Origin of the sequence: Neorhizobium sp. IRS_2294 (genome assembly GCF_050500145.1) — a bacterium.
GTDB lineage: Bacteria > Pseudomonadota > Alphaproteobacteria > Rhizobiales > Rhizobiaceae > Neorhizobium > Neorhizobium soli.
The window spans coordinates 2,065,817-2,081,443 of sequence record NZ_CP191439.1; the positions used below are offsets into that span (position 1 = coordinate 2,065,817).

A 15,627-nucleotide genomic window follows, 5' to 3' on the forward strand; every position below is an offset into this window, starting at 1 on the left:
GGAATTTTGCGCAGACTCGACCTCCCCAAAGCGGCAAGCCTGTCTCTGGTCATTTGTTCCTCACCGGTGCACGCGCGAATGTTCGGTGACGGAGCCTAGCCGCCATCCCTTGGCGAGTGCGTAGACGGCGGGGATAACGACGAGTGTGAGCACGGTCGAAGAGATCATGCCGCCGATCATGGGAACCGCGATTCGTTGCATGATCTCGGATCCTGCGCCCTTGCTCCACAGGATCGGTACCAGCCCGGCCATGATTGCGACGACCGTCATCATCTTCGGCCGCACGCGCTCGACTGCTCCGACGACGATCGCCCTGTGGAGGTCCGCACGTGTCAGGTCCCGTCCTTCGGCGGCGCATCGCGCGCGTTCCTCCGCCAGCGCGTGATCCAGATAGATAAGCATGATCACTCCCGTTTCAGCCGCGACGCCCGCCAAGGCGATGAAGCCGACGGCGACGGCGACCGACATGTTGAACCCCAGCCACCACATCAGCCAGATGCCGCCGACCAACGCGAAGGGAAGCGAGAGCATGACGATCAGGGTCTCCGTCAATCTTCTGAAGTTGAGGTAGAGCAGCAGGAAAATGAGGGCTAGGGTAAGCGGCACGACGAGTGTCAGTCGCGCTTTCGCCCTCTCGAGATATTCGAACTGACCGCTCCACCCGAGCGAGTAGCCGGGCGGCAGACCGACCTCGCGTTCGACGACAGCCTTTGCATCGGCTACATATCCGCCCAGATCGCGCCCGGTGATATCGACGAACACGTAGACGGCGAGCTGTCCGTTCTCCGTCCTGATAGATGTTGCACCTCTGGTGAGCTCAATCTTCGCGACGTCTCCAAGGGGCACGGATCCTCCGTCCGGCAGGCTCACGAGAACGTCCCTGCCGATAGCCTTCGGATCGCTGCGGTAGGCGCGCGGATAGCGGAGCGCGACCGAATACCGCTCCCTGCCCTCTACCGTGGTCGTCAAAGTCTCAGAGCCGAGAGCCATCCCGACCACATCCTGGACGCTGCCGACGGTCAGGCCGTGGCGCGCGAGCGCTGTCCGGTCGGGAACTATGTCAAGATAGTAGCCCCCGATGACGCGTTCGGCATAGGCCGAGGACGTGCCCGGCACCTTCTTGAGAACGGCCTCGACGCGGCGCGCCACCTTCTCCATCTCCGCCAGATCCGCGCCGAACACCTTCACCCCGACGGGAGTGCGGATCCCGGTGGACAGCATGTCGATGCGTGCCCGTATCGGCATCGTCCAGGCGTTGGATACGCCGGGAAACTGAAGCGCCGCATCCATCTCCTGCCTGAGCGAGTTGGCTGTCACGCCGGGCCGCCACTGGTCCCTGGGCTTGAGGGTGATGATGGTTTCGAACATTTCGGTCGGCGCGGGGTCTGTCGCCGTCATCGCCCTGCCTGCCTTGCCGAACACGGTCTCGACCTCCTGGAACGACTTGATGATCCGATCCTGCGTCTGCATGAGCTCGGCGGCCTTGGTGACCGACAGGCCGGGAAGCGTGGTCGGCATGTACATCAGCGTACCTTCGTCGAGGGCGGGCATGAACTCGCTCCCGAGCTGCCGGGCTGGCCAGACCGTGACCGCGAGCGCTGCAAGCGCGATGAGGATGGTGAGCGTTCTCGCCTTCAGAACTCCGGCGATGACCGGGCGGTAGACCCAGATGAGCATCCGGTTCACGGGGTTCCTGTGTTCCGGCATGATCCTGCCCCGCACGAAGACGACCATGAGCGCTGGCACGAGGGTCACCGACAGGATCGCGGCCGCGGCCATGGCGAAGGTCTTTGTGAAGGCGAGCGGGCCGAACAGCCGGCCTTCCTGAGATTCGAGGGTGAATATCGGCAGGAAAGAAACGGTGATGATCAATAGACTGAAGAACAGCGCCGGACCGACCTCGGATGCCGCTTCCACCAGAACTTCAAGGCGTGGCTTGTCCGGTGGCGCACGCTCGAGATGCTTGTGAGCGTTTTCGATCATCACGATGGCGGCGTCGATCATCGCACCGATGGCGATGGCGATGCCGCCAAGACTCATGATGTTCGCGCCGATGCCGAGCATGCCCATCGCCGCGAAGGCCATCAGGATGCCGACAGGAAGCATGATGATCGCGACCAGGGCGCTCCTGACATGCATGAGGAAGACGATGGTCACGATCGCGACCACGATGGATTCCTCGAGCAGCGTCCCCTTAAGGGTCTTGATGGCGGCCTCGATGAGCCGGGAGCGGTCATAGACGGGAACGATCTTGGTTCCGGCAGGAAGGCTCGCCTTGAGAGCGTCAATGTTCGTCTTGGTGTTCTCGATCACAGTAAGCGCGTTCGATCCGTATCGCTGCAGCACGATGCCACCGACCACCTCGCCCTCGCCGTTCATCTCCGTGATCCCGCGGCGCTCGTCGGGCACCAGTTCCACCCTCGCCACGTCCGCCAGCTTGAGCGGCACCCCCTTCTCGGAACGCAGAGCGATGTTTTCGATGTCCGCGGTGCCCTGCAGGTAGCCGCGGCCCCGCACCATGTACTCGAACTCTGAAAGTTCAATGGTCCGGCCTCCCACGTCCCGGTTGCTGGCCTTCACCGCCGTGGCGATTTCGCCCAGGGTGATGCCCTGCGCCTTGAGGCGGACGGGATCCACGACGATCGAATACTGCTTCACGAAGCCACCGACACTTGCCACTTCCGCGATGCCTTCGGAGCGCGACAGGGCGAACTTGACGACCCAGTCCTGAAGCGAGCGGAGTTCGGCAAGCGACATCTCCTTGGCGATCACCGCGTACTGATAGACCCAGCCCACGCCCGTCGCGTCGGGACCGAGTGTCGGCGTGACGCTTTCGGGCAGTCGGCTTGCGGCCGCGTTTAGGAATTCGAGCACGCGGCTTCTCGCCCAGTAGGGATCCGTCCCGTCCTCGAAGATCACGTAGACGAAGGAGACGCCGAAGAAGGAGAAGCCCCGCACCACCTTCGATTTCGGAACCGTCAGCATCGAACTCGTCAGAGGATAGGTGACCTGGTCCTCGACGACCTGGGGAGCTTGTCCGGGGAAGTCCGTGTAGACGATGACCTGAACGTCGGAGAGGTCTGGGATCGCGTCGAGTGGAAGGGTGCGCAGCGCATGGATGCCTCCTGCGGCCACCAAGAACGCGCCGACGAAGACGAGCAGCAGGTTGTGCGCCGACCATGAGATAAGTCTCGCTATCATGGCTGGACGTCTCCTGCGGCAAGGGCACTCAAGGCGGAGTTCAGGTTGCTCTCGGCATCGATGAGGAAGTTGGCCGAGACGACGACATGCTCTCCGGCCGCAAGGCCGGCGGTCACTTCGGTTCTCTGCGCCGCCCGGACACCGACCTCAATGTCGCGTGGTTCGAACCTTCCGTCCCCCTTGTCGACGAACACCACCCGTCTATTCCCGGTATCGATGATCGCGTCGTTCGGTACCGAGACGACCGGATCCGGCTGGCCGGACGAGATCTCGACGATTGCGAACATGTTCGGAAGAAGCGTGCCATCTGGATTAGGGATCAGGATGCGCACCTTGGCCGTCCTTGTCTGGTCGCGTATTTCCGGATCAACGAGTTCGACCACTCCGCGCAACGCCACGCCGGGCCGGGCGCTGACGGTCACGGCTGCAGTCGCCCCGACTGCCACGGCGCCGAGCTGGCTTTCCGGCACGTCGGCCACGATCCACATCTCGCGGGTGTCGACGATCCTGAACAGGATGTCGCCAGGCTCCGCCATGCTTCCCTGTGTCGTCGCCCGTTCGATGACGATCCCGTCCGCTGGCGCGTCGAAGGACATGCTCGGCGGCACCTTGCGGTCCTTGCGGACGCTCTCGATCGCACGGTCGGACATTCCGAGGTTGCGGAGCCTCAAGGCGCTCCCGCCGGTATCGCCGCCACCGGACACGACGTTCGCGTATTCGGAGGCAGCCGTCGCGACTTCCTTCGAGTAGAACCTGAAGAGGCTGTCCCCGGCCTTCACCCGGCTGCCCGCGGTCACCGGGGCCACCTCCTCTATGAAGGAGTCGGTACGCATGCTCACCGCGTGGATCCGGCGGTCGTCGAGCATCGCGATGCCGGGGACTCGCAGCACCGTCGGCAGCCTCTCCATGGTCACTTCCGCGGTCCTGACACCGGTGCGCTGGAGCTTTCCCAGAGGAACCCGGACGGTTGAGCCGCCATCCGCCTCGCCCTCGTAGACGGGGATGTAGTCCATCCCCATCGAATCCTTCCTCGGCACCCTGGAGGTGTCTGGCAGACCCATGGGATTGCGGTAGTACAGGATCTTCCGCCCGGCCGCCGTGGTGTCTGCGGCTCCGGCTTCTGCCATGTCGGGAACGGCATCCATGCCGTCGGGCTTGTCGGCGAAGCTGATGTCCTCGCTTGCCATCACCGGGACGAACTCCCTGCCGTCAGCCGTCTTCGCAGGTTCAGCCGACCAGGCGGGATCTCCGCCGGGATGCCTATAGTAGATGACCCGGCCGCTGCCCGCAGGCCGCGTCTCTTCGGCAACGCCCGGCACCTCTGCAATCAGGAGCCTCAAGGCGGTGACATCGGGAATGGAGATCCTGCCGGAGCCGAGCAGGTACCCTCCCCCGCCGCCGACGGCGAGGCAGGAGGCGATCAGCAGCAACACGGAGGTCTTCACGGAAGCGCCTTCAGAACGACTTCGCCCTGCACGGTCTCAGGTTCGCCCTGTACCTTGGCGGCCACCTTGAAGCGCCAGCCGCCTGCCATCGACAGGTTGGTGCGGAAGCGGTACACGCCCGGCTCCTTTTGCGGCAGGTTCTCCACCGAGGTCGTCATCATCTCCATGCCGTCTGGAGCCATGTCCATCCGGGTGGTGAAGATGACTGCGCCGGAAACGGGACCTCCGGATCGCTTGTCGACGAGCTTGACTGCGATTTCGGCCTGCGGCCCATGCTTCACCTCGGAAGCGACGAGCTGGAACTCGTAGTCGAGGGCCCCGGCCAGAACGGTGCCAGTGGATGCGGCAAGGAATGCGAGCGCGGCGACGGCCGCCCGCAAGGGAAGGTTTCGGTTGTTCATGATTTCACATCTCGAGACGCGCGGATGCGCGCAGTAACTGGACGCGTCGGAGAGCTCCGCAAGGCGGGCGGACCGACGCAGCGAATGAGAGTGAATCAGGCGCGCGGCGGCCTAGGGGGAGGCTCCACCAGAGCCGAAGCAAAGTCCTCTCCGGCGACCCACGGGAACGACAGAGGCAGCGGGTGGATGAGAGGTAGACCGCTGGCCGAAGACAGGTTGCCCACGATGACGGTGGAGCACACGAAGGCGTAGGGGCAGGATTTCATGCAGTCGGGGACGGAGGTCTTCTCCTCGTCCGCGCAGCATGGCATGTTCGCCATCGCCTCTTCATCCGATGCCTGATCCACCATTTCCATGGCCATGCCCGCCATCGGGCTGGATGACCCCATAGCCGCCGCAGCCGTGTTCACGCTCACAGGTCCCATCAGGACGGAAAGCATAGCAAGCGCGCGGAGGATGCCTTGGATGACCATCATTGGCTTCATGCATTCATTCTTGCACGACAGCAAGGGTGTTGTGAAGCCATCAGGCGCGCTGCGGCATGGCGCCGCTCCCGCTGCCCGATCCCGGCAAATGGCCGGGAGGATGTCTGCACCCTCCCGGCTCGTTCTCAGGCTGCCATCTTTTCGCAGCTATCGGCGCATTTCCTGCAGGAATCGACGCAGGCCTGCATGTCGCCGACGCGTTCGCAGTCGTCGGCGCACTGACGGCAGATCTCAGCGCACTCGCGGCAGGTGTGCCTATGATGCTCGGTGCCGATCAGCATGAAATGGGCCGATGTCCGGCACATCTCGGCGCAGGCCATCATCAGCTTGAAATGGGCGGGTTCAGTGTGCTTTCCGCCCATCTGCAGGCAATGGCCCATCGCCATCGACAAGCACTCGCTGTAGCAGGCGAGGCATTTGTCGATGCATTCCTTCATCTCGGAGGACATGTGATGCATCACTTTGCCTCCTTCTCGACCCAGGCGGTCAGTTCCTTGATCTCCTTGGTCTGGTCGTCGATGATCTTCTGGGCCTTGGCCTTCGTCTCGGCGTTATCGCCATGTTTCAGCTCGACCTGGGCCATGCTGATCGCGCCCATGTGGTGGGCGATCATTCCGCAGGCGAACGCCACATCGGCATCCTTCTTCATCATGCCCTGCATCATGTTCATGTTCATGGCCTTCATGCCCTGCATGGACTCCTTCTGGAATTCGGCCATGCCGGACATCTGGTGACCCTGCATCGACATGTCGCCGCCGGATGCCATCTCGGACTTGCACTTGTCCGGATAGGCCATCTCCTGAGCCTGTGCGTTGGTGGCGAGGACGGGGGCGGCAATGACAGCGGTCGCAACCGCCAGGCTTCTGATGATGTTCATGTTGTTCTCCATTGATACGGTTTGCGTTGATTTCGTTCAGACGCTCCCGGTTCGTGGAGGAGGATCGATGGGCCGCACCAGCAGCAGGGGAGTTTCGTCATCCAGCGGAGGCGAAGGGAGCCGACCCGTCCGCAGGACGAGATCCGCGTGCGGCAGGCGGGGGACGATGGGACAGCAGTGCATGTCCGAGCAGCAGCCGCCAGTGGCAACTCCGCCATGATGGTCCCTGGCCGGGCCCGAATGTTCGGCGGAGGCAGCGATCACTGCCTGCGGGCACAGTCCATTCGCGCCTGCCGATGCCGAAGCCATGGCGACCATGTTCGCGGACACCAGCAGAGCCATGAGCATGACGACGGCGCGGATCTGTCGGATGCGGATTCTCATCATATTCCCCTTCATCCAGCAAACACCCGGTGGCGACGAATGTTCCATCGTCGCGAATGGCCCTTGACCTTCCCACGTGGGAAGCCTCATCCATGATCTCGCCGCTGCCTGTGTGAGAACGAATCAGGCTCCGGCGACTGTCTCTCATGGTTGAAGTGCGGCCCGGCCGCATGTAGCCTCAGGTTCATGGAAGCGATGCATCGAATCATCTGCAGCAAGCTGCTGGTTCTGATCAGGCTGGCGATCATCGTGTCGCTGGTCGGCTACACCATGCCCAACGTTTATGCCGCCATGCACGGAACAGCGTACTCCGGGACTGGTGAAGTGGTTGCGGACGACCATCATTCCGGCGGTCACGACCATGGAGCGACGGCGGAAAGTGCCGATGCTGGCCACCATGCCGCCGACGCGGACGCGGACGACGGTACGGATCCGGGCAAGCAGTTCAAGAAGAACTGCTGCCAGGACTTCTGCTTCAGCGTCGCGCTACCGTCACACTGCCAGACATCTCGTCCGCTGATGGCCTCCGCGGCACTGCGCTCTCTCGACGATACCCGCGTACACGGCACGCGGCCCAGCCTCCACAGGCCACCCAACATCTGAGTTGAGCACCCGCCCCGGCGGGTCTTGCCGCGCTTCGTCCATTGCGACGTGAGCGCGATCGCGATCTCATACTCGGAATTTCATCATGAGAAGAATACTCCTGGTGGCTGCACTGCCGCTTTTCGCAGGCGGCTGCGCCTCAGCTCTGCCGGAAGTCATAAGTCCCACCGATAATCTGGATTCCGCCTACGCGCCCCCCGTGCGCTACCAGAGCGCTATCGGAAGCTACGTTCATCGAACCCCTGTCGGTCCAAGGCCTTGGCGGGGCCTGAACGATGCACAGGCCCCGAAGAAGGGAGGTGCATGATGACGTCCGCGAAGACGAAGATTATCTCCTGCGTCATTCTCCCTCTGGTCCTTGCCGGATGCACGACGGACTACGCGGCGAAGGATGCGGGGTTTCAGAATGCTTCGCTCGCAAGCTCGCAGGCGATCGGCAAGCAGACCGTCTGGATCCAGAACCAGAAGCAGGCCCAGGCGACCCGCGACCGCGTCAAGGCGCTGATGGCGAGGAAGACCATCGACGTGGAAACGGCCGTCCAGGTCGCGCTCCTCAACAACAGAAGCCTCCAGGCCTCCTACGCCGATCTCGGCGACAGCGCCGCCGACGCATGGCAGACCCAGCTTTCGGTGTTTCCGACGTTCTCAGTCGGGGTCGGCGGCATGGGAACTCCGGGTCTTGAAGCCTACCGGGTCCTCGAAGGTGCGATCGCCGCCAACATCCTGGCGCTCGCCACCTACGACCGGAACATCAAGCTGGCCGACAACCGCTTCAGGCAGGCCCAGCTCAAGGCGGCCATCGCCACCATCTCGCTCGCTGCGGAGACGCGTCGGGCGTGGATCAATGCGGTCGCGGCATGGGAGAACGTCGCCTACCTCAACCAGGCGAAGGTGGCCGCCGACGCTGCCTCCGAACTGGCGAAGAAGATCGGCGAGGCTGGCTCCCTGCCCAAGGCCGAGCAGGCTCGCGAGCATGTCTTCTATGCCGAGCTGACGGGCGACACGGCCAAGGCCCGGCTGGCGGCCCGGCTCGCCAAGGAGGAGCTTGTCCGGCTCATGGGGCTTTCGGGATCGGACATCGACTTCCAGATTCCGAACCGTCTTCCGAACCTGCCCCGGACACTGATCAAGCGGGACGACATCGAGGCCGAGGCCATCGCCAAGAGGATGGATCTCCAGGTCTCGCGGCTAGAGCTGCAGGCGACTGCCCAGTCGTACAAGCTCGAGGACGCGACACGCATCGTGACCGACATCGAACTCGTCGGCACTTGGGAAAAGGAACGCGAGCGCGAGGACGGCAGAACCGTCTCCGACGTCTCCAGAACCGCCGCCCTCGAGTTCACCATCCCGATCTTCGATTCCGGCCAGGCACGTCTGCGCAAGGGCGAGTTCGCCTACATGCGCGCGGCGAACCAGTTGGCGGCGCTGGCTGTCAACGTCCGTTCGGAAGCACGATCTGCCTACGTGGCCTACAGGTCGAACTACGACATCGCACGCCACTACAGGAACAACGTCCTGCCCCTGCGCAACGCGATCGAGGAGCAGTCGATGCTCACCTACAACGGCATGATCACCAGCACGTTCGAACTGATCTCCGACACGCGCGACAAGATCACCTCCACCATCCTCGCCGTCAACGCGAAACGCGACTTCTGGCTCGCCGAAGCGAACCTCGCTCCCGTCGTCTACGGCGGCAGCACGGGATCGGCTGCGGCGGAAACGGAAGTCGCGTCTGCCGAAGAAGCGCCAGCGGGCGGCCACTGAGAAAGGAACACGACAATGTTCAGTAGAAGACAACTGCTCGGAGCAGGCGCTGCATCGGCCGCCCTCGTCTCCTCCCAGGCCTGGAGCCAGACAACGAACATGGGGCTGCCCGAAGCCGCTCTCATGGATTCGCCCGCAACGCAGACCCCGGTGAGGCCGTCGGTCGGCCCCGACTACAACCCAGTCGTCACCCTCAACGGCTGGACGCTGCCGTTTCGGATGAACAACGGGGTCAAGGAATTCCACCTCGTGGCAGAGCCCGTCGAGCGCGAGATGGCGGAGGGCATGACCGCCTACCTCTGGGGCTACAACGGCCAGTCGCCGGGTCCGACCATCGAGGCCGTCGAAGGTGACAGGGTGCGGATCTTCGTGACCAACAAGCTGCCGGAGCATACCACCGTCCACTGGCACGGGATGATCCTGCCGTCGGGCATGGATGGCGTGGGGGGGCTGTCGCAGCCGCACATCCCGGTCGGAAAGACGTTCGTCTACGAGTTCGACATCGTGAAGTCCGGCACCTTCATGTACCACCCGCACTCCGACGAGATGGTGCAGATGGCGATGGGCATGATGGGCTTCTTCGTCGTCCATCCCAAGGATCCGGCATTCATGCCTGTCGATCGCGACTTCGTCTTCCTGCTCAGCGGCTACGACATCGATCCGGGCACATACGTGCCGCGCGTCATGGAGATGACCGACTTCAACCTGTGGACCTGGAACAGCCGCGTCTTTCCGGGGATCGACCCGCTGGTGGTTTCGAAGGACGACAGGGTGCGCGTGCGCGTCGGCAACCTGACGATGACGAACCATCCGATCCACATGCACGGTTATGACTTCGAGGTGACCTGCACCGACGGCGGCTGGGTCCGGCCGGAGGCGCGCTGGCCCGAGGTGTCGATCGACATCCCGGTCGGCGCGATGCGGGCATACGAGTTCGACGCGAAGTATGTCGGCGACTGGGCGATCCACTGCCACAAGTCGCATCACACGATGAACGCGATGGGCCACGAGATCCCGACCTTCATCGGGGTCGACAAGAAGGAGGTCGCAAAGAAGATCCGGCAGTTCCGCCCCGAATACATGCCGATGGGCACCGCAGGCATGGCCGACATGGGCGAGATGTCGATGGAGATCCCGGAGAACACCGTTCCCATGATGACTGGCTGGGGTCCTCACGGCCCCATCGAGATGGGCGGCATGTTCTCCGTGGTGAAAGTCCGCGAGGGCATCTCGGCGGGCGATTACACCGATCCTGGCTGGTACGAGAACCCGCCCGGCACCCAGGCCTTCGAGTGGACGGGCAGCCTGCCCGACGCGCCCAAGGCGAAGGACGCAAAGACGCAGCTACCTTCGAAGCATTCGAACCACGGCTGACACCAACCCTCAGACAACCGCAAAGGAACACACATGAGACAAGCAATCATCGGCCTCCTGCTGGCCACCGCTCTTGCCGCTCCCGCCCTCGCCTCCGGCAGCCATGCCGGAGGGCACGGCGAGGCCATGGCCGTGGGCGAGCCTGGCGAGAAGTCCAAGGTCACGCAGACCATCCGCGTCAGCATGAAGGAGACCCCGGACGGCAAGATGGTCTTCACCCCGAACAACTTCAAAGTCCGCAAGGGCCAGACCGTCCGCTTCACGATCAAGAACGAGGGCGAGCTGGATCACGAGTTCGTCCTCGACCAGGAAGACAAGGTCATGGAGCACAAGGCCGTCATGGAGAAGTTTCCGGACATGGAACATGACGACCCCAACGCCATCCGGCTGAAGCCGGGCAAGTCCGGCGAGATCGTCTGGAAGTTCTCCAACGACGGCGTGTTCAAGATCGCCTGCCTCGTTCCCGGCCACTACGACGCTGGAATGCACGGCGACGTCGCCGTCGCCAAGTAACCTGAAAGGAATCCGCAAATGAAGAACATCATCAAGTTCGGCCTCGCCGCAGCGATCGCCCTCTCCTCCGCGGCAGGCGCCTTCGCCCAGGAGTTCACCAACGGGACCGTCAAGAAGGTCGACGCGAAGGCGAAGAAGGTCACCCTGATCCATGAAGAGCTCAAGGGACTGGAGATGCCAGCCATGACCATGGTCTTTGCTGTCAAGGACGATGCCGTCCTTGCAAAGCTCAAGGAAGGCGCCAAGATCCAGTTCGTGGCCGAGCGCGTCGAAGGCAAGCTGATGGTCACGCAGGTCAAGTGACGCGACGGAGGCCGCACCTGCCTGTCGCGGGCGCGGCCTCCAACCTTGATGTCGGCGCACTGGAAGAGGAGGAAATCGTGAAGCGCAGGCAATTCATATGCATAGCAGCGTCGGCGGCGCTTGTTCCCGGCGCGGCCTCGGCCAGCATGCCGGATATGGTCGTTCACAAGGACCCATACTGCGGCTGCTGCGAAGCCTGGGCCTCCGCATTCTCGGACGCGGGGTTCGCTGTCGATCTCCGGGACGAGGACGACATGGATGCGGTCAAGTCGAAGCTGAAGGTTCCCGCGTCCATCCGAGGATGCCATACCGCCACCGTGGACGGATACTTCCTCGAAGGACACGTCCCCCTGGAAGCCGCGCAGCGGCTCCTGGCGGAGATGCCTTCGCTCGCGGGCCTGGCGGTTGGCGGCATGCCAAGGGGATCGCTCGGAATGGGGACCGATCCCGGCGTTTCCTACGATGTCATGGCCGTGCCGAAGGACGCAGGCGCGCCCTATGTCTACCTCGCCGTCCGGCCGAGATGACCGGGCATCGTCAGATGCCGAACGACGACAGGATCGGGCACGGCCCGGTCTTTCCGGATGCGCATTCCCCAACGAGCCGCTTGAGCGCGACCCTCGCCTGATCCAGTTCGGCGATGCGGGATTCGAGGGCGTCGAGACGGAGCTTCGCAAGCTTCCGCGCTGTCTCCCGGTCTTCTCCCGCATCGAGATCCAGAAGCTCCCTGATCTCCTCGAGCGTGAAACCCGCGTTCTGCGCCTGCCTGATGAACCGGAGGCGGCGGAGGTCGTCCTCCCCGTAGTGGCGGACGCCCACGTGCTTCTTCGGGGTCGTGACCAGGCCGCGCCGCTGGTAGAAGCGTATCGTTTCGACCCCGACGTTTCCGGCCGCAGCAAGTTTTCCGATCGTCATGTCCATTGGCTATTGACTCCGTACCACGGTACGGAAGGTATGGTCATGCCAACAGTTTCACAAGACATTGGAGAATGAAAATGTTGGACAGGGTCCAGAACACTAAGAAGGCTGTGATCCACCGGATGGTGATGCCGGGTCACACCTGCCCCTACGGGCTGAAGGCGAAGTATCTGCTTGAACGGTCAGGCTACGAGGTCGAAGATCACCACCTGGAGACACGCGAGGCGACTGACGCGTTCAAGCAAGAGCACGGTGTGGCGACAACGCCGCAGGTGTTCATCGACGGCAGGCGCATCGGCGGACACGACGACCTGCGAAGGTTTCTCGGCAGGAAGGTCGCGGATCCGAAGGCCACCACCTATCGTCCGGTCGTCGTCCTCTTCGCCATGACCGCGCTGACGGCGATGGCGGCGAGCTATGCCGTCGTCGGAGATCCCTTCACGCTGAGGGCGGCCGAATGGTTCATCGCCTTCTCGATGGTCGTGCTGGCGCTTCTCAAGCTGCAGAACGTCGAGGCCTTCGCCACAATGTTTCTGAACTACGATATCCTGGCGAAGCGTTGGGTGCCCTACAGCTACATCTATCCCTACGCCGAGGGAGCGGCAGGGATCCTGATGGTGGCAGGCGCGCTCAACTGGATATCGGTTCCAGTCGCCCTCTTCATCGGCAGCATCGGCGCTGTCTCGGTCTTCAAAGCCGTCTACATCGACAGGCGCGAGCTGAAATGCGCCTGCGTGGGCGGATCGAGCAACGTCCCGCTGGGCTTCATCTCGCTGACCGAGAATTTGATGATGATTGCGATGGCGGTCTGGATGGCGGCAGCCTCGCTGGGCTTCATCGGCGGCCACCTGATGTGACCTGGGCACGCAGACCCGGACCTGTTCGTGCGGGCCGCATCTTCCGGAACGGATGGCTTGACATATCGGAGATATATCCATAAGTCTGGATTCATGGAAACCGCTCAAGCCATCGCGGCACTCGCCGCCCTCGCCCAGGCCACTCGCCTGGAGACATTCCGCCTGCTGGTGAAGCAGGAGCCCAACGGACTGCCTGCAGGCGAGATAGCGCGGGTTCTCGCCGTCCCTCAGAACACGATGTCGGCACACCTCGCAACCCTTTCGCGGGCGGGCCTCGTCCGTAGCGAGCGCCAGAGCCGGACCATCACATACCGCGCCGACCTCGATGGCTTCCGCGACGTGACCCTCTTTCTTCTCAAGGATTGCTGTGACGGCAACGCGGAGCTCTGCGCGCCGCTGATCGCCGAACTGACCCGATGCTGTGCTCCGGAGCCTTTGCGGTCATGACCGATTTCACGCTCTCTCTCATTCCACCATCGGATCCGCAGCTCAGGAACGCGCTGGTGTTTGCATCGCTTCCGACCCACGACCTCGAGGACGACGGCTGCTCTTTCTTCGCCTTGCGAGACAGCGTCGGCGCTGTAGTCGGCTACTCGGGCCTCGAGGTCTACGGCGATGACGTACTGCTGCGCTCCATGGTCATCCAGCCAGAACGCCGTGGTGAAGGAATTGGCCGGACGCTCGCGGAGCTGACCATCGCTAAAGCGGCACCGGGGGCGGATGTCTATCTCGCCACGACGAGCGCTGCCCCGTTTTTTAAGACGATCGGCTTCGACGAAGTTGGCCGCTCGTACCTGCCGACCGCAGTCCTTTTCACCCGCCAGCTTTCAAGCCTCTGCCCGGCCTCGGCGACGATCATGAAGCTGAAAAGACCCCCGATCTAACAACGGAACGACACCATGACCGACAAGATCCATAACGTGCTCTTCCTGTGCACGGGCAATTCGGCGCGCTCAATCCTCGGCGAGTCGATTCTCAACGCCGAAGGCAAAGGCCGCTTCCGGGCCCACTCTGCAGGCAGCCATCCAAAGGGAGAAGTAAATCCCCATGCGATCAAAGAGCTTGAAGCGCTCGGCTACCCATCAACCGGGTTCTCGTCCAAGAACTGGGACGTATTCGCGGAGCCGGGCGCGCCGCAGATGGATTTCATCTTCACGGTCTGTGACAGCGCGGCTGGTGAAGCCTGCCCTGTCTGGCTCGGGCATCCGATGACTGCGCACTGGGGTGTCGAGGATCCGGCGGCTGTCGTCGGAACCGACATCGAAGTTCAGCGTGCATTCGCACAGGCCGCCCGCTTCCTGAAGAACCGGATCGGAGCATTCCTTAGTCTTCCGCTGTCCTCGATCGAGAAAATTGCCCTCGAACAGAAGCTCAGACAGATCGGCCAGATGGAAGGTTCGACCAGCAACCAGGAAAAGAGCGCCTGATGTCCGCCTTCGAACGCTACCTCACGATCTGGGTTTTCCTTTGCATCCTCGTCGGCATCGCGCTCGGCCACCTGATGCCGGGCGTCTTCCAAACAATCGGCGCAGCCGAGATCGCGAAGGTCAACATCCCCGTCGCGGTGCTGATCTGGCTGATGGTCATTCCGATGCTTCTCAAGATTGACTTCGGATCGCTCTCCAAGGTCGGTAGCTATTGGCGCGGCATTGGAGTGACTCTGTTCATCAACTGGGCCGTCAAGCCGTTCTCGATGGCGCTGCTTGGCTGGCTGTTCGTCGGCTGGCTGTTCCGACCATACCTGCCCGCAGATCAGATCGACTCCTACATCGCGGGCCTGATCATCCTCGCGGCGGCCCCATGCACGGCCATGGTCTTCGTCTGGAGCAATCTTACCAAGGGCGAACCTCATTTCACACTGTCCCAGGTCGCGCTGAACGACGCGATCATGATTGTCGCCTTCGCACCCATCGTCGGGCTTCTTCTGGGTCTGTCCGCCATCACCGTGCCATGGGACACTCTGATGATCTCGGTGGCACTCTACATCCTGATCCCGGTGGCGATCTCGCAGGTCCTCCGGAGGGTCCTGCTGGCCGGGGGAACCAGCAAAGGGTTGGACAGACTGTTGTCAAAGCTCCAGCCGCTGTCGCTCGTCGCGTTGCTGGCGACGCTGGTATTGCTGTTCGGATTCCAGGGCGAGCAGATCATCGCACAGCCGACGATCATCGCGCTGCTGGCGGTGCCGATCCTGATCCAGGTCTACTTCAACTCCGGTTTCGCCTACATCCTCAACCGGATGTCAGGCGAACAGCATTGTGTCGCCGGTCCCTCGGCACTGATCGGCGCATCCAACTTCTTCGAACTGGCCGTCGCCGCCGCCATCAGCCTGTTCGGATTCCAGTCGGGGGCCGCACTCGCAACCGTCGTCGGCGTACTCATCGAAGTGCCGGTGATGCTGTCGGTGGTCTGGATCGTGAACCGCTCGAAGGGATGGTACGAGTCCAGTCCTGCCGTTTCGAGAAATACGATCGCCAAAACACCAGCCAGCGAAAGGGCATGACC

18 protein-coding genes are annotated in these 15,627 nt (G+C 62.8%); 11 read left to right on the forward strand and 7 right to left on the reverse strand.

The window, feature by feature from the left end:
- Positions 1–60: 60 nt before the first annotated feature.
- The 6 genes from ACQY1K_RS10040 to ACQY1K_RS10065 form a co-directional block, all read right to left on the reverse strand.
- Positions 61–3,201 (reverse strand): efflux RND transporter permease subunit, encoded by a 3,141-nt coding sequence (locus tag ACQY1K_RS10040; protein WP_430257252.1) that lies wholly within the window; start codon positions 3,199–3,201, stop codon positions 61–63.
- Complete coding sequence (locus ACQY1K_RS10045; protein WP_430257253.1) at positions 3,198–4,646, reverse strand: efflux RND transporter periplasmic adaptor subunit; 1,449 nt, start codon at positions 4,644–4,646, stop codon at positions 3,198–3,200. The genes ACQY1K_RS10040 and ACQY1K_RS10045 overlap by 4 nt, the downstream gene beginning before the upstream one ends.
- Complete coding sequence (locus ACQY1K_RS10050; RefSeq protein ID WP_430257254.1) at positions 4,643–5,047, reverse strand: FixH family protein; 405 nt, start codon at positions 5,045–5,047, stop codon at positions 4,643–4,645. Before ACQY1K_RS10050 ends, ACQY1K_RS10045 begins: the two co-directional genes overlap by 4 nt.
- Positions 5,048–5,142: 95 nt before the next feature.
- Positions 5,143–5,532, reverse strand: coding sequence for a hypothetical protein (locus ACQY1K_RS10055; protein ID WP_430257255.1), 390 nt, complete (start codon positions 5,530–5,532; stop codon positions 5,143–5,145).
- Between the two features lie 125 nt (positions 5,533–5,657).
- Entirely contained in the window at positions 5,658–5,990 is a 333-nt protein-coding gene (locus ACQY1K_RS10060; protein ID WP_430257256.1) for a four-helix bundle copper-binding protein, read from the reverse strand.
- Positions 5,990–6,409 (reverse strand): DUF305 domain-containing protein, encoded by a 420-nt coding sequence (locus tag ACQY1K_RS10065; protein ID WP_430257257.1) that lies wholly within the window; start codon positions 6,407–6,409, stop codon positions 5,990–5,992. The genes ACQY1K_RS10060 and ACQY1K_RS10065 overlap by 1 nt, the downstream gene beginning before the upstream one ends.
- A 579-nt stretch (positions 6,410–6,988) precedes the next feature.
- Between ACQY1K_RS10065 and ACQY1K_RS10070 the strand changes: the two genes are divergently transcribed.
- From ACQY1K_RS10070 to ACQY1K_RS10095, 6 genes are all read left to right on the forward strand, one after another.
- A complete protein-coding gene (locus ACQY1K_RS10070) occupies positions 6,989–7,396 on the forward strand; it encodes a hypothetical protein (RefSeq protein ID WP_430257258.1) in 408 nt (135 codons plus the stop codon).
- A gap of 306 nt (positions 7,397–7,702) precedes the next feature.
- The gene (locus ACQY1K_RS10075; protein ID WP_430258968.1) at positions 7,703–9,160 is read left to right on the forward strand and encodes a TolC family protein; all 1,458 of its coding nucleotides are present in this window, start codon (positions 7,703–7,705) and stop codon (positions 9,158–9,160) included.
- A gap of 15 nt (positions 9,161–9,175) precedes the next feature.
- Positions 9,176–10,534 carry a copper oxidase gene (locus ACQY1K_RS10080; RefSeq protein WP_325262537.1) on the forward strand — a complete coding sequence of 453 codons (1,359 nt, stop codon included), beginning with the start codon at positions 9,176–9,178 and terminating at the stop codon, positions 10,532–10,534.
- A 33-nt stretch (positions 10,535–10,567) separates the two neighbouring features.
- The gene (locus tag ACQY1K_RS10085; protein WP_312413359.1) at positions 10,568–11,047 is read left to right on the forward strand and encodes a cupredoxin domain-containing protein; all 480 of its coding nucleotides are present in this window, start codon (positions 10,568–10,570) and stop codon (positions 11,045–11,047) included.
- An 18-nt stretch (positions 11,048–11,065) separates the two neighbouring features.
- Positions 11,066–11,350, forward strand: coding sequence for a copper-binding protein (locus ACQY1K_RS10090; protein ID WP_430257259.1), 285 nt, complete (start codon positions 11,066–11,068; stop codon positions 11,348–11,350).
- Positions 11,351–11,427: 77 nt separating this feature from the next.
- On the forward strand, positions 11,428–11,877 hold the full coding sequence (locus tag ACQY1K_RS10095) for a DUF411 domain-containing protein (protein ID WP_430257260.1): 450 nt from the start codon (positions 11,428–11,430) through the stop codon (positions 11,875–11,877).
- Between the two features lie 10 nt (positions 11,878–11,887).
- Here the strand turns inward: ACQY1K_RS10095 and ACQY1K_RS10100 are convergent, their stop codons facing one another.
- Complete coding sequence (locus tag ACQY1K_RS10100; protein WP_430257261.1) at positions 11,888–12,271, reverse strand: MerR family transcriptional regulator; 384 nt, start codon at positions 12,269–12,271, stop codon at positions 11,888–11,890.
- A 74-nt stretch (positions 12,272–12,345) separates the two neighbouring features.
- Here ACQY1K_RS10100 and ACQY1K_RS10105 point away from each other — a divergent pair, with 74 nt between their 5' ends.
- The 5 genes from ACQY1K_RS10105 to arsB all read left to right on the forward strand — a co-directional run bounded on the left by ACQY1K_RS10105 (position 12,346) and on the right by arsB (position 15,625).
- Entirely contained in the window at positions 12,346–13,125 is a 780-nt protein-coding gene (locus ACQY1K_RS10105) for a MauE/DoxX family redox-associated membrane protein (protein ID WP_430257262.1), read from the forward strand.
- 93 nt (positions 13,126–13,218) lie between these two features.
- A complete protein-coding gene (locus ACQY1K_RS10110; RefSeq protein WP_430257263.1) occupies positions 13,219–13,572 on the forward strand; it encodes an ArsR/SmtB family transcription factor in 354 nt (117 codons plus the stop codon).
- On the forward strand, positions 13,569–14,009 hold the full coding sequence (gene arsN2, locus ACQY1K_RS10115) for an arsenic resistance N-acetyltransferase ArsN2 (RefSeq protein ID WP_430257264.1): 441 nt from the start codon (positions 13,569–13,571) through the stop codon (positions 14,007–14,009). The genes ACQY1K_RS10110 and arsN2 overlap by 4 nt, the downstream gene beginning before the upstream one ends.
- A 15-nt stretch (positions 14,010–14,024) precedes the next feature.
- On the forward strand, positions 14,025–14,552 hold the full coding sequence (locus ACQY1K_RS10120; RefSeq protein WP_430257265.1) for an arsenate reductase ArsC: 528 nt from the start codon (positions 14,025–14,027) through the stop codon (positions 14,550–14,552).
- Complete coding sequence (arsB, locus tag ACQY1K_RS10125; RefSeq protein ID WP_430257266.1) at positions 14,552–15,625, forward strand: ACR3 family arsenite efflux transporter; 1,074 nt, start codon at positions 14,552–14,554, stop codon at positions 15,623–15,625. The genes ACQY1K_RS10120 and arsB overlap by 1 nt, the downstream gene beginning before the upstream one ends.
- The last annotated feature ends 2 nt before the right edge of the window (positions 15,626–15,627 follow it).